The following is a 25,343-nucleotide window of genomic DNA, read 5'->3' as shown; positions in this document are numbered from 1 at the left end:
GGCGGGGCTTTCTGTTGCGGGGGGCGGGCCGCCCGCGATCAGTCAGCGGCGCGCAATTCCCGCTTGGCGTGACGGATGATGATCCATGCGGAATGCAGGAACAGCCCGGCGATAGCAAAGGCGGTGATCAGGTCGGGCCAGCGTTGTCCGGTCCAGCCCACCGCAAGCGCCGCCACCACGATGGCGGCGTTGCCGATCGCGTCGTTGCGGGAAAACAGCCAGACCGCACGCAGGTTCGCGTCGCCCTTGCGATGTGGCATCAGGACCAGCGCGGCGGCGACGTTGATCACCAGCGCGATTAGCCCCATCACCCCCATGATCCCGGCCTCGACCGGGGCGCCGGTGAACACCTTCATCGCCGTGTTGCCAATTACGCCCAATCCCATCAGCGCAAGGAATATCCCCTGCATCAGCGCGGTGCGGGCGCGCCAGGCCGGGCGCCAGCCGGTGGCGATCACCGCCAGCAGCGTGATCAATCCGTCGCCCAGAAAATCCAGCGCATCGGCCTTCAGCGCCTGCGATCCGGCGATGTAACCGCCGACCGCCTCGGCGATGCCATAGCCGAGGTTCAGCACCACCACGATCCACAGCGCCCGTCGATAGGCCGGGTCCAGATGCGCAGGCCCGGTGCCCCGCAGCCGTTCCAGCCCGTAGCCCGCTTCTGTGACGCTCTGCTCGATCTGCGCCAACAACGCCTCGGGCGTGCCGGGCAGCCGCAATTCCTGCGTGCTCAGCGAAATCTCGGGGTCGCGCGCGCCCGCCGCGCGGGCGGCGCTTTCAACCTTGGCGGCGCAGGACCCGCAATCCATGCCGATCACCCGGTAGCGGATTTGTTCGCTCATCCGGTCACTCCATCAGGAAGCTCAACCGCTTCGCCACGGTGTTCCACACGTCCTCATTGGCGGCGGCCAGCAGGTAGCCGTTCTTGATCGAGATGTCGTATTCGCGCCCGTCCAGCATTCGCACATGTCCGCCCGCGCGTTCGCAGATCAGCACACCGGCGGCGTGGTCCCACGGGTTCAGAACCCCCGAGAGGCAGAAATCGACGCTGCCCTGCGCCAGCATGCGGTATTCATGGCACGAGCAACGCAGCGCGCCGGTGCGGCCGAAATCGGGTAGCGCTTCGGCCAGTTTCGGCTGCACCTCCTTGTCCATCAGGTAGAAATGCAGATAACCCGACAGGTCGCCGAGCGCGCCGCCCGTGGCGGTGCGCATCCGCCGGTGCGGTCCGATTGCGCCGAACATCATGGCACCGGTTTCGCTGTCGGCGGTGATCCAGTCGTCCATGATCGCATCGTACAACATCCCGAACACCGGGCGGCCAAAGCGGGTGGCGGCGAGGATCACGCCGAACACCGGCAGCCCATGAGCGAAATTCCAGGTCCCGTCGACCGGGTCGATGATAAAGGCCAGTTCGGCCTTTGCCGCCTCGTCGCGCAGGTCGGGGCGGGCGTGTGCCGCTTCTTCGCCGATCACCATTGCGTTGGGGAACATCCGCAGGATGCCGCGCGCGATCATCTTTTCCGCCTCGGTGTCGGCTTCGGTCACCAGATCGTGGGGGCCGGATTTGGTGCTGATCTGTCCGGCACTGAGATTGCGGAACAGCGGCAGGATTTCGGCCTTGGCGGCGCGGCGTACGATATTGATCAGGCTTTTTTGCTGGGCCTGGCTGAGAGAAGTGACGGGCAGGGGAAGCGATGTTTGATCGGTCATGGGTTCGATTCCGGCTGATGTTGCAGTTGCAGCATGGGTGGCATCTGTGTCCCCGAATCACAAGCGATCAGGGGGTGGCTTTTGGTCCGCTGTGGCTGAACGGTTTTGGGTCGCAGGATGCCATAATAGCGGCTGTGGCGCAGGAAAATGTTGTGGCCCCTGATATTTCAGGGGCTTACTGGCCGCAGAATTCGATAAAATCCTTCACGAATGTTTTAGCCAATTGCCGCGCTTCGGCCTTTTCGAAGTGGCGAGAGATTTCTTGTGGCGACTTCTTCATCAGGTCACAGCGCAAGAAAATGTCAGCGTTAAAGCCCGTGCTGACCGTGGAAAGGACCAAACGAAGCTGGGCAAGCATATCGTCACCCCGATGGGAGGCATGTGCGAGCGCAATGGGTTTGCCGATGATTTCATCCCGAGACACCAACCAATCTATTGCATTCTTCAATCCGCCCGGGATTGCCCGGATATATTCCGGGCTTGCGATGATCAGGCCATCGCTGTTCGCGATCAGATTTACAAAACGCTTGACCGGCTGCGGCAACGGGGCCGTTTCCAGATCCGGCGAAAACACCGGTAGATTCGCGATATCGTCAAATACCGATAGGGTGTGGCCGGGTGGGGTGACCGACGCAAGACCCCTGAGCAGGGCCGTATTGGTGGAAACGGACCGGGCGCTGCCGGATATTGCGAGAAGGTTCATGCCGTATGAGTAGCGATTGTTGGAAGCGCGAGCAACGCCGGGGAAAGTCCCATGGGCGGGGTTTCGGGGAAAAATGATAGCGCCTTTGAGCAGAGAGGTCTGAGCATTGCTGCACAGTCGGGCCGCGTTTTCGATCTCGCAATGGGTCGGGCGCGGGGCTATAGCATGGGCCATGAACATGTTCAGAACCCCGATACCGTTATCACAGGCGAAGGAACTGCCCTTCTGGCGGCGTCCGATCAGCCTGCTGTTTCTGATGGCGATGGCGATGCCGGTGGCGTTCGCCACGTGGTCGGCGCTGCTGAACAATTTCGTCATCGAAGTGGCGCAATTCGACGGCTCCGATATTGGCTGGCTGCATACGGTGCGGGAAATACCGGGGTTTCTGGCCATCGGGGTGATCGCCCTGATCATGGTGATCCGCGAACAGGTGCTGGGGGTCGTGGCGCTGATTATGCTGGGTGTGGCGACGGCAATGACCGCATGGTTCCCGTCGCTGGGCGGCATTCTGACCATCACCATGCTGAGTTCCATCGGGTTCCACTATTACGAAACCGTCAACCAGTCGCTGCAATTGCAATGGCTGCCCAAGGACCGCGCGCCGCAAACGCTGGGTTGGCTGCTGGCCACCGGATCGGCGGCGACATTGGTCGCCTATGTCCTGATCGTGCTGAGCTGGGATAGGCTGGGGCTGACCTATAATATCGTTTACATGTTGTCGGGCGGGTTTACCGCCGCCGTGGCGCTGTTCTGCCTGCTGGCCTATCCGCAGTTCGAAGCGCCTAATCCGCAGGTCAAGAAATTCGTGCTGCGGCGGCGCTATTGGCTGTATTACGCGTTGCAGTTCATGGCCGGTGCCCGGCGGCAGATTTTTACCGTTTTCGCAGGGTTCATGATGGTCGAACGCTTCGGTTTCGACGTGCATGAAGTGACCGGGCTGTTCCTGATCAACCTGGTGCTGAACATGGGGCTGGCCCCGGTATTCGGCAAGATCGTGGCGCGGTTCGGCGAACGCCGGGCGCTGATCTTCGAATATGTCGGGCTGGTATCCGTGTTTTTGGCCTATGGCGGTATCTACTGGTTCGGTTGGGGGGTGATGCTGGCTTCGGCGCTATACGTGATCGACCACATGTTCTTTGCCCTCGCGCTGGCGCTGAAGACCTATTTTCAGAAGATCGCCGATCCGGGCGATATCGCGCCCACCGCCGCTGTGGCCTTCACCATCAACCATATCGCGGCTGTGTTCCTGCCTGCGGTGCTGGGATATCTTTGGCTGGTGTCGCCGGGGGCGGTGTTTTTCCTGGCTGCCGGGATGGCGGCGACGTCGCTTGGCCTGTCGCTGATGGTGCCGCGTCATCCCGAACCCGGCAACGAAACCCTTTTCAGCCGGTTCCTGCCGGCCCCGGCGGAATAACCTATGGCACATCCCAAAGCGAAATTTACCACCGGGTCGACCATGCGTCACGTGGTGGTGATGACGATGACCGGCGCGATGGGGCTGAGTTTCATGTTCCTGGTCGATTTTCTGACCCTGTTCTGGGTCAGCAGGCTGGGCAACGAAATCCTGATTTCGGCTGTTGGATTTGCCGCCACGATCCAGTTTTTCGTCGTGTCAGTTGCGATCGGGATGATGATTGCCGGGGTGGCGCTGGTCAGCCGGTCGCTGGGGATGGGCAAGGGCGCACGGGCGCGTCGGATTGCGTCGGTCGCGCTGATCTATGCCACCGGAATCCAGGCGCTGATCGCGCTGTTGGTTTTCATATTCCGCCGCGACATCCTGATCTGGACCGGGGCCGAGGGAGAGACGCTGGAAGTGGCGGTTCGTTTCCTTTCGATTTCACTGCCGTCGCTGCCGCTGATCGCTGCGGGGATGTGCGCCTCGGCGGTGCTGCGGGCGGTTGGCGACGCATGGCGGTCGATGCTTGTGACAGTGACCGGCGGGGCGGTGGCGGTGTTCCTCGATCCGCTGTTCATTCTGGGGCTGGATATGGGCGTTGATGGGGCGGCGCTGGTGATCGTCCTTTCGCGCGGCATGATGGCGGTGGTCGGGCTGTATTGGCTGGGGGGCACGCACAAGATGCTGGCCAAGCCACGGCAGTGGGACATGGTGGCGTTCCTCAAGCCCTATCTGGCGATTGCGTTACCTGCGGTGGCGACGCAGTTGTCGACACCTTTTGGCAACTGGGTGCTGATCCGCGCGATGGCGGAACATGGTGACAGCGCGGTGGCGGGGTTCGGCGTGGTGTCGCGGCTGACCATTCTGGGGTTCGGCGGTATCTTTGCGCTGTCGGGTGCGATTGGCGGAATCATCGGTCAGAATGCCGGGGCCGGATTGCGGGACCGGGTCGCCGGGGCCTATGTCGATGCGCTGAAATTCTGCGCCATCTATACCGGGGTGACATGGGCGCTGATGGCGGGTTTTGCCGATCACATCGCGGCCGGTTTCGGGCTGAGCCCGGAGGGCGCCCATATCGTCCGGGTATTTTCCCATTACGCCGCCGGGTCCTTTGTGTTCACCGGGGCGCTGTTCGTGTCGAACGCGGCCTTCAACAATCTGGGCCGCCCGATCTGGGCCACGATCAGCAACTGGATCCGTGACGGGATTATAATGGCGCCGCTGGCGCTTGGCATGGGCATGATCTGGGGCTCTACCGGCGTTGTTCTGGCGCAGGCCGTGGCCAATAGCGTTGTCGGTATCGCGGCGGCCTTTGTCGGTTGGCGCTATGTCAGGGCGGGGCGCGGCACAGAAACGCCGGAACGCGCAAAGGCTTGACCCGGGGCCGCCGCGCGCTTAGGCGCTGAGCCAGATAGAGACCGGAGTCCAGACATGCCTACCTTTACCGCCCTCACCACCCTGACCGGAAAAGAGCCCGCCGAAGCGCTGGGCGAAGCGATGGAACGACTTAACCCGGAACCGACCGGGATCGGCGTGTTCGAGATCGAAGACGGATCGGGGCTGTGGGAAGTGGGCGGTTATTTCATCGAAGCGCCTGATCAGGCCGGGCTGGCGGTTCTGGCCGCCGCGTTCGGCGCGAAGCCGTTCGTGATTTCGGAACTGCCGGAAACCGATTGGGTGGCCAAGGTCAAACGCGAACTGGCCCCGGTGGAAGCCGGGCGTTTCTTTGTCTATGGCAGCCATGACGCCGATAAGGTGCCCGAGGGGACCGAGCCTTTGCTGATCGAGGCCGCAATGGCCTTTGGTACCGGGCATCACGGCACCACGCAGGGCTGCCTGCGGGCGCTGGACCGGCTGGACCGGGACGGGTTCACAGGGAAAAACGTGGCCGATATCGGCTGCGGTACGGCGGTTCTGGCGATGGGCGCGGCGCGGATTTGGCCCAATCCGGTACTGGCCAGCGATATCGACCCGGTCGCGGTGGACGTGGCCAATGCCAATGTCACGGTGAACGGGTTGGATGGCCGGGTCAAATGCGTGGTCGCCGCCGGGTTCGACAATCCCGAACTGAAGGCCGCCGCGCCGTTCGATCTGGTCTTTGCCAATATCCTGAAAGCCCCTCTGATCGATCTGGCCCCTGACATGGCATCGAATTTGCAACCGGGTGGATATGCGATTCTTTCGGGGATTCTCAACGAACAGGCCGATGACGTGATCGAGGTTTATGCACGGTCCGGCATCAATCTTGTTCATCGGGAAGAGATTGGTGAATGGACCACGCTGACCTTGGGCAAATAACGGCGTGTTAAGGGCAGTTTGAGCCTAAATTGAGGCATTTGCCCCATTTTCGCCACATTTCAGCAATACTTATTTAGCCTTGTTGAGTGGGGGCTCAACCAGTGGAGGCTGCTATGGCCGATACATTCAGAGAGTTCGACAAACGGCTAAGCCGGATCGACCGCAAGCGTTCCCGCATGAAGCGCGGTTACGTTACGGTTGTCGGTCGCGACGGTTTGATTGTCACCAAACCAAGGCGGGCGCGCCGGAGGCTGCCGCTGCGCGGCATTCTATTGCTCGTGCTGGGGTTCGTGGGGTTCAAAGCGATACTGCTGGCGCATCTGGGGTTTGGAATTTACCAGGACCGGGTTGAAAGCTTGCAAGGCGGGGGACTGGTCGAACAGGCCGGGGCTATCGTGATGGCACCGGATCCGGTTTCCGAATTTATGGCAATCAGGCTGCGCCCTTATCTGAAGTGACGCCTGCACATTGTCGTCAGACTCAAAACGGCCGCGCTCGGATGAGCGCGGCCGTTCGTTTTGGCACCGTTGCCGGGATTAGAATTCTTTGGCAATCCGGTCGATGTCGCCACGGCACAGGCCGATGTCGTCCAGTTCGCGATCCGTCAGTTTGGACAGTTCGACCCGGGTCACACGAGCGCTGTTCCACGACGCGATTGCATCACGCATTGTGAACAGAGCATTTGCGAACAGCAAGCCGCCGCGCGAAATATGGCCGGCCAGTACGCCAGCCTGATACTGGGTGGATGCGTTGTCATAGACAGCCATATCAGGTTCCTCATTGAAGTATGTTTGGTTCGTTATTCTGAAACGGCATTTAGAGTGCCCAATTTAGCCGCACAATGGGGTGATATTGCATAGTTACTATGCGCTTTGTGCATGGCGGGCTGAAATGGATTTCAGTCATGAAAAAAAGACATTTCCGGCGGGAAAGACGTGTCGGTTTCAGACCTCTCGATGTCGGGATTCGGCCAGTTTTCCCTAAGATGCCCGGAAAATGCTCATTTTAAGACATCCACGCTTTGTGCTTGGTGTTTGTTCCCGTTTCGTGCTAGTGCATCAAAAAGGCAACAGAGCAGGGGGCAGAGATGCGGGTTTTGGGGATTGATCCCGGCTTGCGCAATCTCGGATGGGGCGTGATCGAGGCCGAAGGCAGTCGACTCACCCATGTGGCAAACGGCGTATGCCATTCCGAAGGGACCGATCTTGCACTGCGTCTGCTGTCGCTTTACCGGCAGTTGAGCGAAGTGGTCGGGCAATACAATCCCGATACTGCGGCCGTGGAACAGACTTTCGTCAACAAGGATGCGGTCGGCACACTGAAGCTGGGGCAGGCGCGCGGGATTGCGTTGCTGGTTCCGGCGCAGGCCGGTCTGAGCGTGGGCGAATATGCCCCCAATAAGGTTAAAAAGACCGTGGTCGGGGTCGGTCATGCCGCCAAGCAACAGGTGGAACACATGGTCAAGATGCAGCTACCCGGTGTGGATATTGCCGGACCGGACGCCGCCGACGCGTTGGCGATCGCGATCTGTCACGCGCATTACATCCGCGCGCCCGGGGCCGCGTTGCAGGAAAGAAGGGTGCGCGCATGATTGGCAAGGTTGCCGGGCGGGTCGATTACCGCGGTGAAGATCACGTTCTGATTGATGTGCGCGGGGTGGGCTATATCGTGTATTGTTCGGACCGGACATTGGCCGCTTTGCCCGGACCGGGCGCGGCGGTGGCGCTTTATACCGATCTTCTGGTACGCGAGGATCTGATGCAGTTGTTCGGGTTCCCGACGCTGGTGGAAAAGGAATGGCACCGGTTGCTGATGAGCGTGCAGGGTATCGGCGCCAAGGCGTCGCTGGCGATTCTTGGCGCGCTTGGGGCCGATGGCGTCAGCCGGGCGATTGCGCTGGGCGATATGGCGGCGATCAAGGCCGCCAAGGGCGTCGGGCCGAAGACCGCGCAGCGGGTGATCATCGAATTGAAGGACAAGGCCCCGGCGGTGATGGCGATGGCTGGAAGTTTGGGGGCGACATTGGAGGCGGTGCCGTCGACCGACGAGGTGATCGAGGAAATCGCCGCGTCGCGCCCCGTTCCCGCCCCGGCACCGCCATCACGGTCGCAGACCAGCGCGGTGGCGCAATCCGAGGCGTTGTCGGCGCTGGGCAATCTGGGCTATGCCCCATCCGAGGCCGCCAGCGCCGTGGCGCAGGCGGCACAGGACGCACCCGAGGCGGATACGTCGGACCTGATCCGCGCGGCCTTGAAGCTGCTGGCGCCGAAAGGGTAGGGGGATGCAGACACTTCCCCGTGGTGACCGACAATGACCGAACCAGACAGCACCCTGCGCCCCGAGCGGCAGGCCGAGGATAACGACCGTGCGCTGCGGCCGCAGGTGTTGGACGATTTCATCGGACAGGCCGAAGCGCGGGCCAATCTGAAAGTGTTCATCCAATCGGCGCGGCAACGCGGCGAAGCGATGGATCACACGCTGTTTCACGGCCCGCCCGGATTGGGCAAGACCACGCTGGCGCAGATCATGGCGCGCGAGCTGGGGGTAAATTTCCGCATGACCTCCGGGCCGGTTCTGGCCAAGGCGGGCGATCTGGCGGCGATCCTGACCAATCTGGAAGCGCGCGACGTGCTGTTCATCGACGAAATCCACCGGCTGAACCCGGCGGTGGAGGAAGTGCTGTATCCGGCGCTGGAAGATTACGAGCTGGATCTGGTGATCGGCGAAGGCCCGGCCGCGCGCACGGTGCGGATCGAATTGCAGCCCTTCACGCTGGTTGGCGCGACCACCCGTCTGGGCCTGCTGACCACGCCGCTGCGCGACCGGTTCGGGATTCCGACCCGGCTGCAATTTTACACCGTTGAAGAGTTGAACGAGATCGTCACCCGCAATGCCCGGCTGATGGGCGCCCCGGCATCGCGCGATGGCGCGCTTGAAATCGCAAAACGCGCGCGCGGTACGCCCCGGATCGCCGGGCGGCTGCTGCGCCGGGTGGTCGATTTCGCCGTGGTCGAAGGCAATGGCCGGGTGACACAGGAAATCGCCGATCACGCGCTGACCCGGCTGGGGGTGGATCATCTGGGGCTGGACGGGGCCGACCGGCGCTATCTGACCCTGATCGCGGAAAATTACGCCGGCGGGCCGGTGGGGATCGAAACGCTTTCGGCGGCGCTGAGCGAAAGCCGCGATGCGCTGGAAGAGGTGATCGAGCCGTTCCTGTTGCAGCAAGGATTGATTCAGCGCACCCCGCGCGGTCGGATGCTGGCCTCCAAGGCGTGGCGGCATCTGGGTCTGGATGCACCGAAGGAGCCGGGACAGGGCGCGTTGTTCGACTAGCGCCGGTTCCCGATATCGACCTTGGATTTGAGTATTTTTACCAAGAAGAAGGGGCGGCCGGTGCAAAAGGGTCTGGAGCGGCTGCAACCCCGCGCGGCCGAACTGGGCGGCATCTTTGCCGGCTATTTCGGGATTAAGCGCGACGGGGCGTTTTGCTTTGGCAAGCTGACCGAGGAGCAGGACGAGGTTGCCTTGGCCTAACTCTGAAACTGGCGGACAAGTCGCGCGGGTCTGACGGCGGCGGCGGGGCGCTGCGACCGCGGATGGAAGACGAATTGGTCGATCTTTTCGGCTTCCTTTTGATATTTGCCGATTGGCAGGGGGTGGACCTTGCCCACGCCTTTGAGAGAAAATGGGCAAAATATCTGAAGGAACGGCCATGACCCCGCAAGAGATCGAAACCCTGTTCACCCGCGCCGACGGACAGTATGCCTTTGCGCGCTGGGGCCGCCCGGTCGCGCCGATCGTTTTTGGCGTCGATGACGCCACGCTGAAGGTCGTCAAAGGCGCGATCGAAGCGGTGGCGGCATTGGCGGGGCATGATATCGCCGAGACCGATCCGGAACTGGGATCGAACATGATGTTGTTTTTCTTCCGCGAATGGGACGAATTGCTGGAGGTTCCCGATCTGGACAAGCTGATCCCCGATCTGGCGGCGCTGGTAGCACGGTTGAAAGCAGCCGATGCGAACCAGTACCGCGCGTTCCGGTTCGACGATCAGGGCGGGATTCAGGCGGCCTTTGCCTTTCTTCGGATGGATGCGCAGTTGAGCGAACTGCCGGCTGAAACATTGGCGCTGTCACAGGTGGTGATGCTGATGTTGCAATGGTCGGAGCGGGCGTTTTCGGAGGCGTCGCCGCTGGCCGTGGCGGGCGGCACCACGATCCTGCGCCCTGACATCGCCGGGGTGGTGCGGGCGGCCTATGATCCGGTGCTGCCGGTGGCGGCGCAGGACCCGAGCCACGCGCTGCGCCTGTTTGCCCGGATCCAGGCGCAGACTGCGGCATCATGAGCCGCGGCGATCTGCGGCTGTTCGTGGCACTGGACCTGCCGGAACCGCTGCGCGAGGCGCTGATGGATGTGCAGGACGGGCTGGGCGTCGGGCGCGAGGTGCCCGAGGACGACCTGCATGTCACGCTGGCGTTTCTGGACGGCCAGAACCCGCAGGTGGTCGAGGTGTTGCATGACATGCTGTCGGCCATCCGGATGGTGCCGGTGCGGTTGACGGTGAAGGGGCTGGAGCTGTTTGGCGGCCGACGGCCCAATCTGGTGGCGGCGCTGGTCGAAAAGGTGCCGGAGCTGGCCGCGCTGCAAGAAAAGGTGGCACAGGCGGCGCGGATGGCCGGGATCGACCTGCCGCGCCGGAGGTTCAGGCCGCATGTGACGCTGCTGCGGTTCCCCGGCGCGTTGTCGCCAGAAGGGCGGGAGCGGATCGCCGCGTATATGGCCGCGCATGGCGATATTGCGCTGGATGGTTCGGAGGCGGTTACGTTTTCCCTGTATCAATCGCATCTGCGCGCAGGCGGGCCGGTTTACGAGGCGCTGGCGCGTTATCCTTTGACCGCCGCAGGCTGAGCGCAATGGCTTGCGCGGCTGGCCCGGGCTGCTAGGGTGCCGCCGAAACAACCCGGGAGGCCCGTCCACATGACCCATGAATTGTCCATTCGTGTCTATTACGAAGACACCGATATGGCGGGGATCGTTTATTACGCCAACTACCTGCGCTATATCGAACGTGCGCGCAGCGAATGGGTGCGTGAACTGGGTATCGATCAGCGCGAAATGAAGGAAGAGGACGGGTTGGTTTTCGTCGTCCGCCGGGTCGAGGCGGATTATCTGGCACCGGCGAAACTGGACGATCTGCTGGTGGTGGAAACCGAAACGGTTCAATTGACCGGGGTGCGCTGGATTCTGGAGCAACGGGTCAAGCGGGGCGAGGAGGTTCTGTTCCACGCCATCGTGACCGTTGTGATGATGACCGAAACCGGCCATCCAAGCCGGATGCCTGCAAATATCCGCCAGATCGTGCATTAGGCGGGCTTTTCTTCGGTCCCGTGTTTGATGCCGAAAAGCAGATTGTGCACAGCCTGCTGTGGCACCAAAGCCAACTGCCGTGGGCGAAACATTCGATTTGGGGGCGCGATTTGCGACCGTACCCGCGATATTCCGCTCAATTCTTAGCGATATGACGCCAATTCTGTTGGTTTCCCCTTAAGGATCGGCTAGCTTTGCCAGTAATAAAGGCCCAACAAAAATGGGCCGACAAGAGCAGAGCAGGCATATGGAAACAGAAACTCTCGCCCTGGTGCAGGAGATCGATTTCTCCTTGTGGGCATTATTTGCGCGCGCCACGCTGACCGTGAAACTGGTGATGATCCTGCTGATCGTGGCCTCTTTCTGGTCGTGGTCAACCATCATTCAGAAACTCATTACCTACCGGTCTGCCCGCCGGGAGGCGCAGCGCTTTGACCGGAATTTCTGGTCTGGCGAACCGCTGGACGCGTTATTCGATCAGATCGGGACCGATCCCAAGGGGCATTCGGAAAAGATCTTTGCCGCGGGCATGATCGAATGGCGCCGGTCGCATCGCGATGATGGCGCACTGATCGCAGGGGCGCAGGCCCGGATCGACCGCAGCATGGATGTGGCGATCGCAAAAGAAGCCGAAGGGCTGCAACAGGGCTTGCCGCTTCTGGCCACGGTTGGATCGACGGCGCCTTTTGTCGGGCTGTTCGGCACCGTTTGGGGCATCATGCATGCCTTTATCAATATCGCCGAACAGCAGAACACCAATCTGGCGGTGGTGGCCCCGGGCATTGCCGAGGCGTTGCTGGCCACCGGTCTGGGCCTGTTGGCAGCGATTCCGGCGGTGATTTTTTATAACAAGCTCAGCGCCGATGCCGACCGGATCATCGCCGGATACGAGGCGTTCGCCGACGAATTTTCCACCATCCTCAGCCGACAGCTGGACCTTTAGGCGATGGGCGCGGGTGTGATGCAGAAATCGGGCGGCGGCCGCAGGCGGCGCAGTCGCCGTGGCGGCGCCAAGCCGATGTCGGAAATCAACGTGACGCCGTTTGTCGATGTCATGCTGGTGCTGTTGATCATTTTCATGGTCGCGGCGCCGCTGATGACGGTGGGTGTGCCGGTGGAATTGCCTAAAACGGCCGCCAACGCGCTGCCCGGCGAACAGGAAGAACCGCTGGCCGTCACCATCACCGCCCAAGGCGTCGTGATGATCCAGAAAACCGAGGTGCCACGCGCCGAGCTGATCAACCGGCTGCGCGCGATCGCGGCTGAACGTCAGGGCGACCGGGTGTTCCTGCGCGCCGACGGATCGGTGACCTATGAAGAGGTGGTGCAGGTCATGGGCGCGCTGAACCGCGCGGGTTTCAGCAATATCGGTCTGGTGACCGATACCGGCGGGCCCGCGTTGAACGGGGCGTCGGACGGGGCAGAGAACTGAGGCGGGCATGAATACCGGCCAGTATATTTCGGGCGTTGCGCATATCGGCCTGATCGGCTGGGCGCTGATCGGCGGGGTTTTCCAGCCCGCGCCGGAACCGTTCGAGGTGACCGAAGTGTCGGTGATATCCAATGCGGAATTCGACGCAATGATGACGTCGACGACCGGCCCGAGTCTGGAAACGGATCTGGCCGCGCTGACGCCGCCGGAACCCGATGCGACCGAGCCTGAAGCCCCGCGGGCGGAAAATCCGGACCCTGCCCCGGTGATCGCCGAACCTGACCAGACCACCCCGCCGCCCGCGCCCGAAACCGCGCCGGATGTGACCGCTCTGCTGCCGCCGGGACCACCGGCCGAGGTCGAAGATGTCGCCCCGGTTCTGGTCCCGCCAACCGAGGCCCCGGTCACCGCTGCGCCGGAAAACAGCCCGACCCCGAAACCGCGCCCGGTGCCGCGGGTCGCGCCGGAACCGGTGGCCGCACCGGAGCCGGATGCAAGGACCGACGATATCGCACAGGATCAAGCGGTCGATGACAGCACGGCAGACGCGCAGCGGGATCAGCAGGAGCAGACCGTCGAGGAAGAGGCCGCCACCGAGATCGTGACCGAGGCCGAGCAAGGTGCGAGCAGCGCGCCCAGCCGGTCGGTTCGTCCGCGCCCGCGTCCGACACAGGTGGCCCGACCGGAACCGGACAGCAATACCGGCACGCAGGATGCCGTTGCGAATGCGCTGGCCGAAGCTTTGGCGACAGGTACGGCCGAGACGCCGAAACCGGCGGCACCTTCGGGGCCGCCGCTGACATCGGGGGAAAAGGATGCGTTGCGGGTCGCGGTGCAGAAATGCTGGAATACCGGCGCGCTTTCGACGGATGCGCTGAAGACGGTTGTGATTGTATCGGTGCAGATGAAACCGGACGGTTTTCCGGAAACCGGGACCATCCGTATGGTGGACGCGCAGGGCGGCACTTCGGGATCGGCCAGTCAGGCCTTTCAGGCGGCGCGCCGGGCGATCATTCGCTGTGGTGCCAAAGGATTCAAACTGCCACCGGAAAAATACGAACAGTGGCGCGAGATTGAAATGACCTTCAATCCGGAGAAAATGAGGATCAAATGATGAAACAGTTTCTGACCCTCCTGTTGGCCGTTCTGGCCCTCGGTTTGCCGATGACGGCTCAGGCTGCACCGCTTCGGATCGAAATCACCGAAGGGGTGATCGAACCACTGCCGTTTGCGGCCCCCGGTTTCGTGCCGGAAAACAGCGCTGCGCGACAGTTGGCGCAGGATCTGGCACAGGTGGTGGCGGACGATCTGGCCGGAACCGGATTGTTCCGGCAAATCCCAGACAGCGCCTTTATCAGCCAGATTTCCAGCTTTTCCAGCCCGGTGCAATTTGCCGACTGGAAAGCGATCAATGCGCAGGCCCTGATCACCGGAGCGGTCAATCTGGAATCGAACGGGCGGCTGGTGGTCAAGTTCCGCCTGTATGACGTGTTCGCCGGGCAGGAATTGGGCAGCGGGCTGCAATTCGCCGGGACTCAGGACGGGTGGCGGCGAATGGCGCATAAGGTGGCCGATGCGGTGTATAGCCGGATCACCGGCGAAGGCGGTTATTTCGACAGCCGCGTTGTCTATGTCAATGAAACCGGCCCCAAGGATGATCGTAAGAAACGGTTGGCGATCATGGATTACGATGGCGCCAATGTGCAATACCTGACCGATAGCCGGTCGATCGTTCTGGCACCGCGGTTTTCGCCCACCGGCGACCGCATCCTGTATACAAGCTATGAAACCGGGTTTCCGCGGATCTATCTGCTGGATGTGGCCAGCGTCCGCCGCCGGGTGCTGGAAGATCAAACCGGCACGATGAGCTTTGCGCCACGGTTCGGACCGGATGGACAAACCGTGGTTTATTCGGTCACCCGGGGCGGCAATACCGATATTTACCGGATGAATGTGAGCACCGGCGCAACCCAGCGGCTGACCAGCGCCGCCTCGATCGAAACCGCGCCCAGTTTCAGCCCGGACGGGTCACAGATCGTGTTTGAAAGCGACCGCAGCGGCACCCAGCAACTGTATATCATGGATGCGACGGGGGGCGAACCGCGCCGGATCAGTTTCGGCCAGGGCCGCTATGGCACCCCGGTCTGGTCGCCGCGCGGCGATCTGATCGCCTTTACCAAGCAAAGCAAGGGGCGGTTCCATATCGGCGTGATGCGCACCGATGGGTCCGAGGAACGCCTGCTCACGGCATCGTTTCTTGACGAAGGCCCGACATGGTCGCCCAATGGCCGGGTAATCATGTTCACCCGTGAAACCCAAGGCGCAAACGGGCAGGCCAGCCTGTATTCGGTGGATATCAGCGGGCGCAACCTGAAGCGGGTGAAAACGCTGGGCGGAGCGTCTGATCCGGCGTGGTCGCCGCTACAGAACTGAACAAAGGCCTGCCCCGTTGCGCAAAGTCGCCACCGGGGTAGGGAAATCCGGCAATGCGTTTCCAGAAAGCGGACAATATGCTAGGGGAAGCGAAAGAAACACGAAATCGAGCGGGGCAAAAGCAATGAAATTCGTGGTACAGGCACTCTTACTCACTTCGGTTCTGGCCGTGACGGCCTGTTCCAATGCGGACCGGTTCGGCGATGACGTTTACCTGAATGGCGGTGGTGCCGCTGGGGCACCCGGATCGGCGGACGATCCGACGTCGCCGTTGTATTTCCAACAGGCGGTCGGGGATCGGATTTTCTTTGCGGTCGATCAGTCGACGCTCAGCGACGCGGCCAAGCTGACGCTGGACGGGCAGGCGGAATGGCTGTCGGTGAACGGTGATTTCACCGCGATCATCGAAGGCCATGCCGATGAACAGGGGACGCGCGAATATAACCTGGCTCTTGGTGCCCGCCGCGCCAATACGGTGCAGGAATACCTGGTGTCGCGCGGCGTGCCCGCCAGTCGCCTGAAAGTGGTCAGCTATGGCAAGGAACGCCCGATCGAGATTTGTTCGGTCGAATCCTGCTATGCCAAGAACCGACGCGCGGTGACGGTCATTTCGGCCGGACTGTCGAGCTAAGGAAGCGGAGAGTCAGATGCGTCTTGTATCGGTTGTTGCATGTGTTGCGCTGATGATGCCGCTGGCCCCGGCCGGTTGGGCGCAGGATCGCGAACAGACCCTTGCCGATATCCGGCAGGAATTGTCGGTGCTTTACGTCAACATTCAGCAGCTCAAGCGTGAACTCAACACCACCGGCGCGCCGGTTGGCGCCGGTGCGGGAGGGTCGGCTTTGGCGCGGCTGGACGCGATTGAGGCGCAGATGCAGCAACTGACCTCAAAGACCGAAGAACTGGAACACCGGATCGACCGGATCGCCACCGATGGCGGCAACCGTGTCGGCGATCTGGAATTCCGCCTGTGCGAACTGGAAACCAATTGCGATATCAGCAAGCTGGGTGAAACCACCACGCTGGGTGGTTCGGCGGGCAGTGCGCCGGCCGCGGTGGTGCGCCAGCCCGAAGCCAACACGCCGGAACTCGCCGTCGGGGAAGAGGCCGATTTTGACCGGGCCCAAGCCGCGCTTGATGAGGGCCGCAGCGCAGAGGCGATCGAGATCCTTGATCAATTCATGGACGCCTACCCGGGCAGCCCGCTGACCGCGAAAGTCCAGATCGCGCGCGGCGATGCTATGGACAGTCTGGGGGAAAAAACCGGATCGGCCCGCGCCTATCTGGAAGCCTTCAGCGCCGCACCGGAAGGGCCGCAGGCCCCCGATGCCCTGTTCAAGCTGGGCCGGGCGCTGGGTCAGTTGGGACAGCAGTCCGAAGCCTGTGTGACACTGGGCGAGGTCGGTGTCCGTTTCCCCGGTTCGGACGCGGTGCGCGACGCCGAAGCGGAACGCGCCCGGCTTGGGTGTTCGTGACCGCACCCGATTTCGACACGATGCTGCGAGATACGCTCGCGACCCTGCCTGACGGCCCTGTGGGCATTGCGGTGTCGGGGGGCGGCGATTCCATGGCCCTGATGGTATTGGCGGCGGATTGGGCCAAGGCGACGGGCAGGCGTGTGTTTGCCGCGACGGTCGATCACGGATTGCGCCCCGAAGCCGCTGAAGAAGCCCGTTTCGTTGCGGGCGTGGCGGCCCGGTTGGGGCTGCCGCACGAGGTGTTGTGCTGGACCGGCTGGGACGGGCGCGGCAACCTGCAAAGCCAAGCGCGGCAGGCGCGATATGGTCTGTTGGCCGGTTGGGCCGGGCGGCACGGGCTGCGCGGTGTTCTTCTGGCGCATACCAGCGACGATCAGGCCGAAACCTTGCTGTTGCGCATGGCGCGCGGGGCCGGGGTGGACGGGTTGTCGGCGATGGCGGTGCGGTTTGCGCAGCGCGACACTGTATTCCTGCGGCCACTGTTGCGGGCGCGCCGGGACGACCTGCGCGGATTTTTGCGCGACCGGGGGCAGGACTGGATCGAAGATCCCTCAAACAGCGATACCAGATTTGACCGCGTCAAGGCGCGCCAAAGCCTGCCGACGCTGGCGGAATTCGGGCTGAATGCCGACCGCATGGCGCAGGTGGCCGACAACATGGCCGAGGCCCGCGCGGCGCTGAACTGGGCCGCGCAACGCTTTGTGTCGGATAATGTCGACCGGGTGGCGGGGGATCTGATCGTGAAGCGCGATTCGTTTCTGGACCTGCCTGCGGAATTGGCGCGCAGGGTCGTCGTCGCGGCGCTGGCATGGCTGAGCGGGGCCGATTACCCGCCGCGCCGGGCCGAGGTCGGGCATTTTCTGAGCGCTATCCGTGATGGCAAGGGGGCGACGCTGCAGGGTTGCCGCATGATGCCGCGCAAAGGCGGGCTGCACCTGTTCCGCGAATATGACGCGATCCGGGATATGGTGGCGGTGCCGGGTGCGGCGTGGGATGGCAGGTGGGTTCTGACCGGGCCGGACGACGCCGGTTGCCGCGTTGCTGCGTTGGGCGAAGAGGGATTGGCGCAATGTCCCGATTGGCGTGCTGGCGGCCGACCGGCTGCGGCGGTGATGGCAGACCCTGCCGTTTGGCGCGACAATGATCTGATTGCCGCGCCTGTGTCGGGGCTGCATAATGGCTGGCAGGCGACGCTTGGCCCAGGCCGAGACGATTTCGCCATTGCGCTTTATTCTCATTGAAGATGGGCGCATGATCTCTATTTAAGTACTGACCCTCCTGTGATACCTGCGGGAGCATCCGAAGATTTGGGAGATTTTCCTTGGGTAACGCGAAAAATATCGCCTTCTGGGTTGTGCTGTTTCTTCTCATCCTGGCGCTGTTCAATATGTTCAGTGGATCAGGCAGCACGCTGCAAAGCCAGGCCATCAGCTATTCCGATTTCGTACAATCGGTTCAGGATGAAAAAGTCAGCAAGGTCACTCTGGACGGCGAAAAGATTCGCTTCCGCAGCACCGACGGCCGCGATTACGTGGCGATCAAGCCGGACGACGCCGAAGTTACCCAGATGCTGATCGACGAAAACATCCCGGTTTCGGCTGAAAGCCAGGAACAATCGGGATTCCAGACCTTCATTCTGAGCCTGTTGCCGTTCCTGTTGCTGATCGGTGTCTGGATTTATTTCATGAACCGGATGCAGGGTGGAGGCAAAGGCGGCGCGATGGGCTTTGGCAAGTCCAAGGCCAAGCTGCTGACCGAAAAGCAGGGCCGTGTGACGTTTGACGACGTTGCCGGGATCGACGAAGCCAAGGAAGAACTGGAAGAGATCGTTGAATTCCTGCGCAATCCGCAGAAATTTTCGCGCCTCGGCGGCAAGATTCCCAAGGGCGCGTTGCTGGTCGGTCCTCCGGGTACCGGTAAAACTCTGCTGGCGCGCGCGATTGCGGGTGAAGCGGGGGTGCCGTTCTTCACCATTTCCGGGTCGGATTTTGTTGAAATGTTCGTTGGTGTCGGCGCATCCCGCGTCCGTGACATGTTCGAACAGGCCAAGAAGAATGCGCCCTGTATCGTCTTCATTGACGAAATCGATGCCGTGGGCCGTGCCCGTGGCGCCGGTTACGGCGGTGGCAATGACGAACGCGAACAGACGCTGAACCAGCTCTTGGTGGAAATGGACGGGTTTGAGGCCAATGAAGGCGTCATCATCATCGCCGCCACCAACCGCAAGGATGTTCTGGACCCCGCGCTGCTGCGTCCGGGCCGGTTCGACCGTCAGGTGACGGTGCCGAACCCAGACATCAAAGGCCGTGAAAAGATTCTGAACGTACATGCCCGCAAGACCCCTCTGGGGCCGGATGTCGACATGCGTATCATCGCCCGCGGAACCCCCGGGTTTTCCGGTGCCGACCTGATGAACCTGGTCAACGAGGCGGCCTTGATGGCGGCGCGGATCGGTCGCCGGTTCGTCACCATGGAAGACTTCGAGAACGCCAAGGACAAGGTGATGATGGGGGCCGAGCGCCGGTCGATGGTGCTGACACCCGATCAGAAGGAAAAGACCGCCTATCACGAAGCCGGTCACGCCGTTGTCGGTCTGGCGCTGCCGAAATGCGACCCGGTCTATAAGGCGACGATCATCCCGCGTGGTGGTGCCTTGGGTATGGTGGTCAGTCTGCCTGAAATCGACCGGTTGAACTGGCACAAGTCGGAATGCGAGCAGAAGCTGGCGATGACCATGGCCGGGAAGGCTGCGGAGATCCTGAAATACGGTGAAGACGAAGTGTCCAACGGTCCGGCTGGCGATATTCAGCAGGCGTCGGGTCTGGCGCGGGCGATGGTGTTGCGCTGGGGCATGTCGGACAAGGTCGGCAATATCGATTATTCCGAAGCGCATGAAGGCTATTCAGGCAATACCGCCGGTTTTTCGGTCTCTGCCCATACCAAGGAATTGGTCGAGGAAGAGGTGAAGCGCTTTATTCAGAATGGCTATGATACCGCGTTTCGTATCTTGACCGAACAGAACGAGGAATGGGAACGTCTGGCACAGGGCCTGCTGGAATATGAAACCCTGACCGGGGAAGAAATCAAACGGGTGATGAAGGGCGAACCGCCACATATGGGGGAGGATGACGATACCCCGGATGAGGGCAACGCGCCGTCGGTCACTGCCATTCCCAAGACCAAGCCAAAGCCGAAGCCCAAGGGCGACGGCGGGATGGAACCCGAACCTTCGGTTTGATCTGACCTAAAAACAACCCCGCCCATTGGGCGGGGTTTTTGTTTGCGGCAAGACGACAAGGCGCGCCCCCCACAGCGGCGGGTGACCTTTGTCTATCCATTCTTGTTGGCACGCCTGATTGTGCATGGTATACAGCGGTATACAATTTAGGGGGCGTGAATAATGGATTGGGACCCTGCGACCTATGGCCGGTTTTCGGATTTGCGGCTCAGGCCGGCGCTGGATCTTCTGGCGCAGGTTTCGGCACTGCCTGACGGCCCGGTTTGCGATCTTGGCTGCGGCGCGGGGGCGGTTGGCCCGGTATTGCGTGCCCGGTTTGCGGATCGCGATCTCTATGGGCTCGACACGTCACCGGCGATGCTGGCCAAGGCCGATGCGACGGGGGCGTATGATACTCTGACCGAGGCGGATATTGCCGATTGGTTGCCGGAGCACCGTTTCGCGTTGCTGTTTTCCAATGCCGCGTTGCATTGGCTGCCGAACCACGACCTTTTGTTGCCGCGTTTGGCCCGTCTCATCGCCCCGGGCGGGGCGTTGTCCGTGCAGGTGCCACATCAGAATGCCGCTCTGTCGCACCGAACTTGGGTCGAACAGGCCGAAACGCTGTTTCCCGACCGGATCAATCCGACGGACGGGCCGGGGGTTCTGATGCCTGCCGACTATTTCGATATCCTGTCGCCTTTGGGGCAGGTGTCGATCTGGGAAACCGAATATCTACAAGTATTAACCCCGGTGGCCGATGGTCACCCGGTGCGCCATTTCACCGAATCCACTTTTGCACGACCGATCCTGAACGCATTGGCCCCGGCGGAACAAAACGCGCTGATCGCCGCCTATGAAACCGAGATGACGCGGGCCTATCCGCTGCGCCCGGATGGCAGTGTGTTGTTTCCGTTCCGGCGGTTGTTCTTCGTGCTGCGGACCTGAGTCCGAGCGGTAAAGCCGGACGGCGGCAATCTGGCGAATTGTAAACGGCGATGCGCGATAGGTCCGGGTATACGAAAGGCATTGAGACAGCAGACGGGTTGCGCCATGCTAACGGTATAGAGACACGGAGTTGCGCGCATCATGCCTGCCTTGAAACCCACAGATTTCACCGCTCGTATCACCTGGCTGGGCTATGTGCCCGACCGGGATCACAGCCTGCGCGCCGAACCGTTGAAACGGGCCGATCTGACCTGGACCGGGATCGCGGGCGAAGCTCATGGCGGGATTAACCGGCGATCCTGCAGCCGGGTGATTTCGCAATATCCGCGCGGCACCGAGATTCGCAATGTACGGCAATTGTCGGTGCTGTCGGCGGAAGAACTGGCAAAGATTGCCGACGCGATCGGTGCGGATGATTTCGACCCCCGCTGGGTCGGGGCGTCGATGGTGATCGAGGGCATCCCCGATTTCACCCATGTGCCGCCGTCATCGCGGTTGCAGGCCCCGTCGGGGGCGACGCTGGTGATCGACATGGAAAACCGGCCCTGCCATCTGCCCGCGCCGGTAATTTCAGAAGACCTGCCAGAGGCGGGCAAGCGGTTCAAACAGGCAGCGGCAGGCAAACGTGGCGTCACGGCTTGGGTGGAGCGTGAAGGGGCGGTGCGACTGGGCGATATCCTGACCCTGCACATTCCCGACCAGCCCGCTTGGCCGCATTTGGACAAGGCGCGCGGATAGGGCGCTGAGAGACCGTTGAAGGTAAATAGATTTCCCTGCGACGTTTCGCACTGTGGATAGGTCGGATTTGCGGTACCTTTCCGGTTCCAACATGCGCTAAGGCGGAAGAAAGCATGCGATCAGCAATCCCAGAGGAGGGGTGAGATGAGCTATAAATCCGATATCGAGATTGCCCGCGAAGCCAATAAGAAGCCGATTCAGGACATCGGGGCCAAATTGGGCATCGGCACGGATCACCTGCTGCCCTATGGGCATGACAAGGCCAAGATCAGCCAGGATTTCATCAACAGCCTGAAAACCCGTGAAAACGGCAAGCTGATCCTGATGACCGCGATCAACCCGACCCCTGCAGGCGAAGGTAAAACCACGACTACCGTGGGGCTGGGCGACGGTCTGAACCGGATCGGCAAGAAGGCCGCGATTTGTATTCGCGAAGCATCACTGGGCCCGTGTTTCGGGATGAAGGGCGGTGCGGCGGGAGGCGGTTACGCCCAGGTGGTGCCGATGGAGGAAATGAATCTTCATTTCACCGGCGATTTCCACGCGATCACCAGCGCCCACAACCTGCTGAGCGCGATGATCGACAACCATATCTATTGGGGCAATGAGCTGGAAATCGACGCGCGGCGGATCGTATGGCGTCGGGTGATGGACATGAACGACCGGGCGCTGCGCGATATCGTGACTTCGCTTGGCGGCGTGACAAACGGGTTCCCGCGTCAGACCGGGTTTGACATCACGGTCGCGTCGGAGGTGATGGCGATCCTGTGTCTGGCCACCGATCTGAAGGATTTGCAGAAACGACTGGGCGATATCATTGTCGCCTACCGTCGGGATCGCAGCCCCATCTATGCCCGCGATATCAAAGCCGATGGCGCAATGACGGTGTTGTTGAAGGACGCAATGCAGCCCAACCTGGTGCAGACGCTGGAAAACAATCCAGCCTTCGTGCATGGCGGCCCGTTCGCCAATATCGCACATGGCTGCAATTCCGTGATCGCCACCACCACGGCGCTGAAACTGGCCGATTACGTGGTGACCGAGGCCGGCTTCGGTGCCGATCTGGGAGCCGAGAAATTCATGGATATCAAGTGCCGCAAGGCAGGCATCGCGCCCGACGCGGTGGTGATCGTCGCCACGGTGCGGGCGATGAAGATGAACGGCGGCGTTGCCAAGGCCGATTTGGGCCCAGAAGATGTCGAGGCGGTGCAAAAGGGCTGCCCCAACCTTGGCCGCCACATCGCCAATGTGAAAAGCTTTGGCGTGCCGGTGGTGGTGGCAATCAACCATTTCGTCACCGATACCGACGCCGAGATTCAGGCGGTGAAGGACTATGTCGACAGTCAGGGCAGCGAAGCGATCCTGTGCCAGCATTGGGAAAAGGGCAGCGCGGGCGCCGAGGAACTGGCACTGCGGGTGGCTGAGCTGGCCGATAGCGGCATTTCCAATTTTGCGCCACTCTATCCCGATGACATGGGGCTGTTTGATAAGATCGAGACCATTGCCAAGCGGATTTATCATGCCGATGAAGTGTTGGCCGACAAGAAGATCCGCGACCAGCTGCATGCCTGGGAAGAGGCGGGCTATGGCCATCTGCCGATCTGCATGGCCAAGACGCAGTACAGTTTTTCCACCGACCCAAACCTGCGCGGCGCACCGACCGGTCATTCAGTCCCGGTGCGTGAGGTACGGTTGAGTGCGGGAGCCGGGTTCGTCGTGGCCATCTGCGGCGAAATCATGACCATGCCCGGCCTGCCGCGCAAACCGGCAGCTCTTGACATCGGAATTGATAATAAAGGAAATGTCACGGGTCTTTTTTGAGCTGTCCAGCCCGTCGCGACCGGGTAAAGAAAGTAGCGAAATGAATGTGACTCCCAACCCATATTCCTCTTTACCGGCCAGCGCGTTCTGGAAACTATCGGTGACCAATCGGAATTTGCAGGAACAGGTCGATATCTGGAATCCCAAATACCCGATCAAACCGAACACTCCGGTCGTCACCTATGGATCCTGTTTCGCACAGCATATTGGCCGGGCGCTGAAGGCGCGCGGATATTCCTGGCTAGAAACCGAGGTCTCACCTTTCGGAATGCGGGCGCAAACGGCGCGCAGTTTCGGTTATAGCGTGTTTTCATCTCGTTCCGGCAATATCTACACGCCAACCTATCTGCGACAATGGACAGAATGGGCGCTGGGAAAGAACTCAGCACCAGATATCTGTTGGTATGACAAAGGTAGGGCAATCGACCCATTTCGGCCGCGCATCGAACCTCACGGTTTCGAAGATAAAGAAGAGATGTTGCGGTGCCGGGAGATGTCGTTGGAAGCTTTTCGTGAAAGCATCCGCCGCGCCGGCGTTCTGGTTTTCACCCTCGGTCTAACCGAACGATGGCTGGACAAAGCTGGTTTCGAATACCCGATGTGTCCTGGAACCGCGGCGGGGGAATTCGATCCTGAAATGCATTTTTTCGACAATCTGGATTATGCGGAAACCACACGCGCCCTGAATGATGTGACCGCGATGTTCCGCGCTGAGAACCCGGAATTGAAGATTCTTTTAACCGTTTCTCCGGTCCCGTTGACTGCGACGGCGTCACAGGCGCATGTGATGGCGGCAACCGTGCGATCGAAGTCGATTTTGAGGGCCGCGGCCGACAGCGTTGTGGCCAACGACGAAATGGTCGATTATTTCCCGTCTTATGAGATATTCAGCAGCCCGGTTTTTGGTCGCGGTCTGTTCGAACCGAACTGGCGCAGTGTTTCGGCAGACGGCGTTCGACAAGTCATGGATCTGTTTTTTCGGGCGCAAGTTTCTAAGTTCGGAGAAGTCGAGGTTAATTTGCCCGAAGAGGACGATCTGTACGATCTGATCTGTGAAGAGGAAATTCTAGATTTCTTCGGGGCGGAACGTTGAAAATCTGCGTCCTTGGCAACAGCTTCTGTATCGCGCTCGGGATGGGCTGGGATGAACTTCGTGTGTTCTATCCCGAGATCTCGATGTCGATATTTTTTTCGCCAGGAAGATCAATCCTGAATACCGAGATTCGGGGCTCGAAAATAGTGCCAACCGATAAACGGGTGCTCGAATATTTTCAACAATCCTCGAGTTGGCAGGGTGAGATAGATGTGGCCGAATTTGACAGGTTTCTCGTTTACGGGTTGCATCCGGTGCCTCCATCAATCCAAAATGATCGCGCTTTTTCACGGGCTGTTCGATTGGCAGCCTACAAGGAAAGGGTGAAAACCTGCCCAGTGCTTCCTTTCATCGAAAGGCTACGTTCGGTGACGGATGCGCCGATCGATTTCATGATGAATCCATACCCGGCGTTGCCTGCTGATTGTGACCCAGTACCCGTGGTCGAATTTCTGCGCGAAGATATAGAAGTCACGACGCAGCTTTGGAACGAGCTATTGAACGTGCGGTTCGTGCCGCAGCCAGAGGAAACACTTATTGAAGGCAACCGGGCGACGAAACTGGAATTTGCCAAAGGCGAGTATTCCAAACCTGACGATCCGGACGCCCCCCCGATGATAGATTTGCGGCACATGAACGCAGCCTTTGGCAAGGTTTCTGTCGCACGATATCTTGACGGTTTGGCTGGGCTGGTATGATTGAA

At 61.0% G+C, this 25,343-nt stretch carries 28 protein-coding genes; 24 read left to right on the top strand and 4 right to left on the bottom strand.

From position 1 onward, the window contains the following. Positions 1-38 precede the first annotated feature (38 nt). The 3 genes from VOI23_RS14610 to VOI23_RS14600 form a co-directional block, all read right to left on the bottom strand. Entirely contained in the window at positions 39-842 is an 804-nt protein-coding gene (locus VOI23_RS14610; protein WP_323785652.1) for a cation transporter, read from the bottom strand. 4 nt (positions 843-846) lie between these two features. Beyond that, complete coding sequence (locus tag VOI23_RS14605; RefSeq protein WP_323785651.1) at positions 847-1,713, bottom strand: inositol monophosphatase; 867 nt, start codon at positions 1,711-1,713, stop codon at positions 847-849. Between the two features lie 175 nt (positions 1,714-1,888). Further along, a complete protein-coding gene (locus tag VOI23_RS14600; RefSeq protein ID WP_323785751.1) occupies positions 1,889-2,416 on the bottom strand; it encodes an NADPH-dependent FMN reductase in 528 nt (175 codons plus the stop codon). A gap of 178 nt (positions 2,417-2,594) precedes the next feature. Between VOI23_RS14600 and VOI23_RS14595 the strand changes: the two genes are divergently transcribed. The 4 genes from VOI23_RS14595 to VOI23_RS14580 all read left to right on the top strand — a co-directional run bounded on the left by VOI23_RS14595 (position 2,595) and on the right by VOI23_RS14580 (position 6,568). Beyond that, complete coding sequence (locus tag VOI23_RS14595) at positions 2,595-3,830, top strand: MFS transporter (RefSeq protein WP_323785650.1); 1,236 nt, start codon at positions 2,595-2,597, stop codon at positions 3,828-3,830. 3 nt (positions 3,831-3,833) lie between these two features. Continuing rightward, entirely contained in the window at positions 3,834-5,189 is a 1,356-nt protein-coding gene (locus VOI23_RS14590; RefSeq protein WP_323785649.1) for an MATE family efflux transporter, read from the top strand. A 54-nt stretch (positions 5,190-5,243) separates the two neighbouring features. Beyond that, complete coding sequence (locus VOI23_RS14585) at positions 5,244-6,110, top strand: 50S ribosomal protein L11 methyltransferase (RefSeq protein ID WP_323785648.1); 867 nt, start codon at positions 5,244-5,246, stop codon at positions 6,108-6,110. Positions 6,111-6,223: 113 nt separating this feature from the next. Beyond that, the gene (locus VOI23_RS14580) at positions 6,224-6,568 is read left to right on the top strand and encodes a hypothetical protein (protein WP_323785647.1); all 345 of its coding nucleotides are present in this window, start codon (positions 6,224-6,226) and stop codon (positions 6,566-6,568) included. A gap of 78 nt (positions 6,569-6,646) precedes the next feature. Here VOI23_RS14580 and VOI23_RS14575 read toward each other — a convergent pair whose 3' ends face one another. Beyond that, positions 6,647-6,877 (bottom strand): DUF1127 domain-containing protein, encoded by a 231-nt coding sequence (locus VOI23_RS14575; RefSeq protein WP_323785646.1) that lies wholly within the window; start codon positions 6,875-6,877, stop codon positions 6,647-6,649. 320 nt (positions 6,878-7,197) lie between these two features. Between VOI23_RS14575 and ruvC the strand changes: the two genes are divergently transcribed. From ruvC to VOI23_RS14475, 20 genes are all read left to right on the top strand, one after another. Continuing rightward, entirely contained in the window at positions 7,198-7,701 is a 504-nt protein-coding gene (ruvC, locus tag VOI23_RS14570) for a crossover junction endodeoxyribonuclease RuvC (RefSeq protein ID WP_323785645.1), read from the top strand. Next, positions 7,698-8,387 carry a Holliday junction branch migration protein RuvA gene (gene ruvA / locus VOI23_RS14565; protein WP_323785644.1) on the top strand — a complete coding sequence of 230 codons (690 nt, stop codon included), beginning with the start codon at positions 7,698-7,700 and terminating at the stop codon, positions 8,385-8,387. Before ruvC ends, ruvA begins: the two co-directional genes overlap by 4 nt. A gap of 33 nt (positions 8,388-8,420) precedes the next feature. Next, the gene (ruvB, locus tag VOI23_RS14560) at positions 8,421-9,446 is read left to right on the top strand and encodes a Holliday junction branch migration DNA helicase RuvB (protein ID WP_323785643.1); all 1,026 of its coding nucleotides are present in this window, start codon (positions 8,421-8,423) and stop codon (positions 9,444-9,446) included. Between the two features lie 60 nt (positions 9,447-9,506). Continuing rightward, a complete protein-coding gene (locus VOI23_RS14555; RefSeq protein WP_323785642.1) occupies positions 9,507-9,647 on the top strand; it encodes a hypothetical protein in 141 nt (46 codons plus the stop codon). Positions 9,648-9,825: 178 nt separating this feature from the next. Beyond that, positions 9,826-10,458, top strand: a complete 633-nt coding sequence (locus VOI23_RS14550) for a hypothetical protein (RefSeq protein WP_323785641.1) — start codon at positions 9,826-9,828, stop codon at positions 10,456-10,458. Next, positions 10,455-11,021: an RNA 2',3'-cyclic phosphodiesterase gene (gene thpR / locus VOI23_RS14545; protein ID WP_323785640.1), complete on the top strand. Its 567-nt coding sequence runs from the start codon at positions 10,455-10,457 to the stop codon at positions 11,019-11,021. The genes VOI23_RS14550 and thpR overlap by 4 nt, the downstream gene beginning before the upstream one ends. A gap of 69 nt (positions 11,022-11,090) precedes the next feature. Continuing rightward, positions 11,091-11,480, top strand: coding sequence for a tol-pal system-associated acyl-CoA thioesterase (gene ybgC, locus VOI23_RS14540; RefSeq protein WP_323785639.1), 390 nt, complete (start codon positions 11,091-11,093; stop codon positions 11,478-11,480). A 247-nt stretch (positions 11,481-11,727) separates the two neighbouring features. Further along, a complete protein-coding gene (gene tolQ, locus VOI23_RS14535; protein ID WP_323785638.1) occupies positions 11,728-12,423 on the top strand; it encodes a protein TolQ in 696 nt (231 codons plus the stop codon). Between the two features lie 3 nt (positions 12,424-12,426). Further along, positions 12,427-12,912, top strand: coding sequence for a protein TolR (gene tolR, locus VOI23_RS14530; RefSeq protein WP_323785637.1), 486 nt, complete (start codon positions 12,427-12,429; stop codon positions 12,910-12,912). Positions 12,913-12,919: 7 nt separating this feature from the next. Beyond that, a complete protein-coding gene (locus tag VOI23_RS14525) occupies positions 12,920-14,026 on the top strand; it encodes an energy transducer TonB (RefSeq protein ID WP_323785636.1) in 1,107 nt (368 codons plus the stop codon). Then, the gene (gene tolB, locus VOI23_RS14520) at positions 14,026-15,345 is read left to right on the top strand and encodes a Tol-Pal system beta propeller repeat protein TolB (protein ID WP_416376538.1); all 1,320 of its coding nucleotides are present in this window, start codon (positions 14,026-14,028) and stop codon (positions 15,343-15,345) included. The genes VOI23_RS14525 and tolB overlap by 1 nt, the downstream gene beginning before the upstream one ends. Before the next feature lie 124 nt (positions 15,346-15,469). Beyond that, positions 15,470-15,976 (top strand): peptidoglycan-associated lipoprotein Pal, encoded by a 507-nt coding sequence (gene pal, locus VOI23_RS14515; protein WP_323785634.1) that lies wholly within the window; start codon positions 15,470-15,472, stop codon positions 15,974-15,976. A 16-nt stretch (positions 15,977-15,992) separates the two neighbouring features. Further along, positions 15,993-16,820: a tetratricopeptide repeat protein gene (locus tag VOI23_RS14510; protein ID WP_323785633.1), complete on the top strand. Its 828-nt coding sequence runs from the start codon at positions 15,993-15,995 to the stop codon at positions 16,818-16,820. Further along, complete coding sequence (tilS, locus tag VOI23_RS14505) at positions 16,817-18,064, top strand: tRNA lysidine(34) synthetase TilS (protein WP_323785632.1); 1,248 nt, start codon at positions 16,817-16,819, stop codon at positions 18,062-18,064. Before VOI23_RS14510 ends, tilS begins: the two co-directional genes overlap by 4 nt. Positions 18,065-18,144: 80 nt before the next feature. Continuing rightward, positions 18,145-20,061 (top strand): ATP-dependent zinc metalloprotease FtsH, encoded by a 1,917-nt coding sequence (gene ftsH / locus VOI23_RS14500; protein ID WP_323785631.1) that lies wholly within the window; start codon positions 18,145-18,147, stop codon positions 20,059-20,061. 162 nt (positions 20,062-20,223) lie between these two features. Next, entirely contained in the window at positions 20,224-20,988 is a 765-nt protein-coding gene (locus VOI23_RS14495; protein ID WP_323785630.1) for a methyltransferase domain-containing protein, read from the top strand. A 141-nt stretch (positions 20,989-21,129) separates the two neighbouring features. Beyond that, a complete protein-coding gene (locus VOI23_RS14490) occupies positions 21,130-21,726 on the top strand; it encodes an MOSC domain-containing protein (RefSeq protein WP_323785629.1) in 597 nt (198 codons plus the stop codon). A 144-nt stretch (positions 21,727-21,870) separates the two neighbouring features. Then, entirely contained in the window at positions 21,871-23,547 is a 1,677-nt protein-coding gene (locus tag VOI23_RS14485) for a formate--tetrahydrofolate ligase (protein WP_323785628.1), read from the top strand. Between the two features lie 100 nt (positions 23,548-23,647). Then, positions 23,648-24,640 carry a GSCFA domain-containing protein gene (locus tag VOI23_RS14480; RefSeq protein WP_323785627.1) on the top strand — a complete coding sequence of 331 codons (993 nt, stop codon included), beginning with the start codon at positions 23,648-23,650 and terminating at the stop codon, positions 24,638-24,640. Continuing rightward, positions 24,637-25,338, top strand: coding sequence for a hypothetical protein (locus tag VOI23_RS14475; protein WP_323785626.1), 702 nt, complete (start codon positions 24,637-24,639; stop codon positions 25,336-25,338). The genes VOI23_RS14480 and VOI23_RS14475 overlap by 4 nt, the downstream gene beginning before the upstream one ends. Positions 25,339-25,343: the final 5 nt, after the last annotated feature.

The sequence above is a fragment of the Thalassovita sp. genome, from assembly GCF_034670005.1.
Lineage (GTDB): Bacteria > Pseudomonadota > Alphaproteobacteria > Rhodobacterales > Rhodobacteraceae > Thalassobius.
This window is presented reverse-complemented; position numbering and strand designations above follow the sequence as displayed.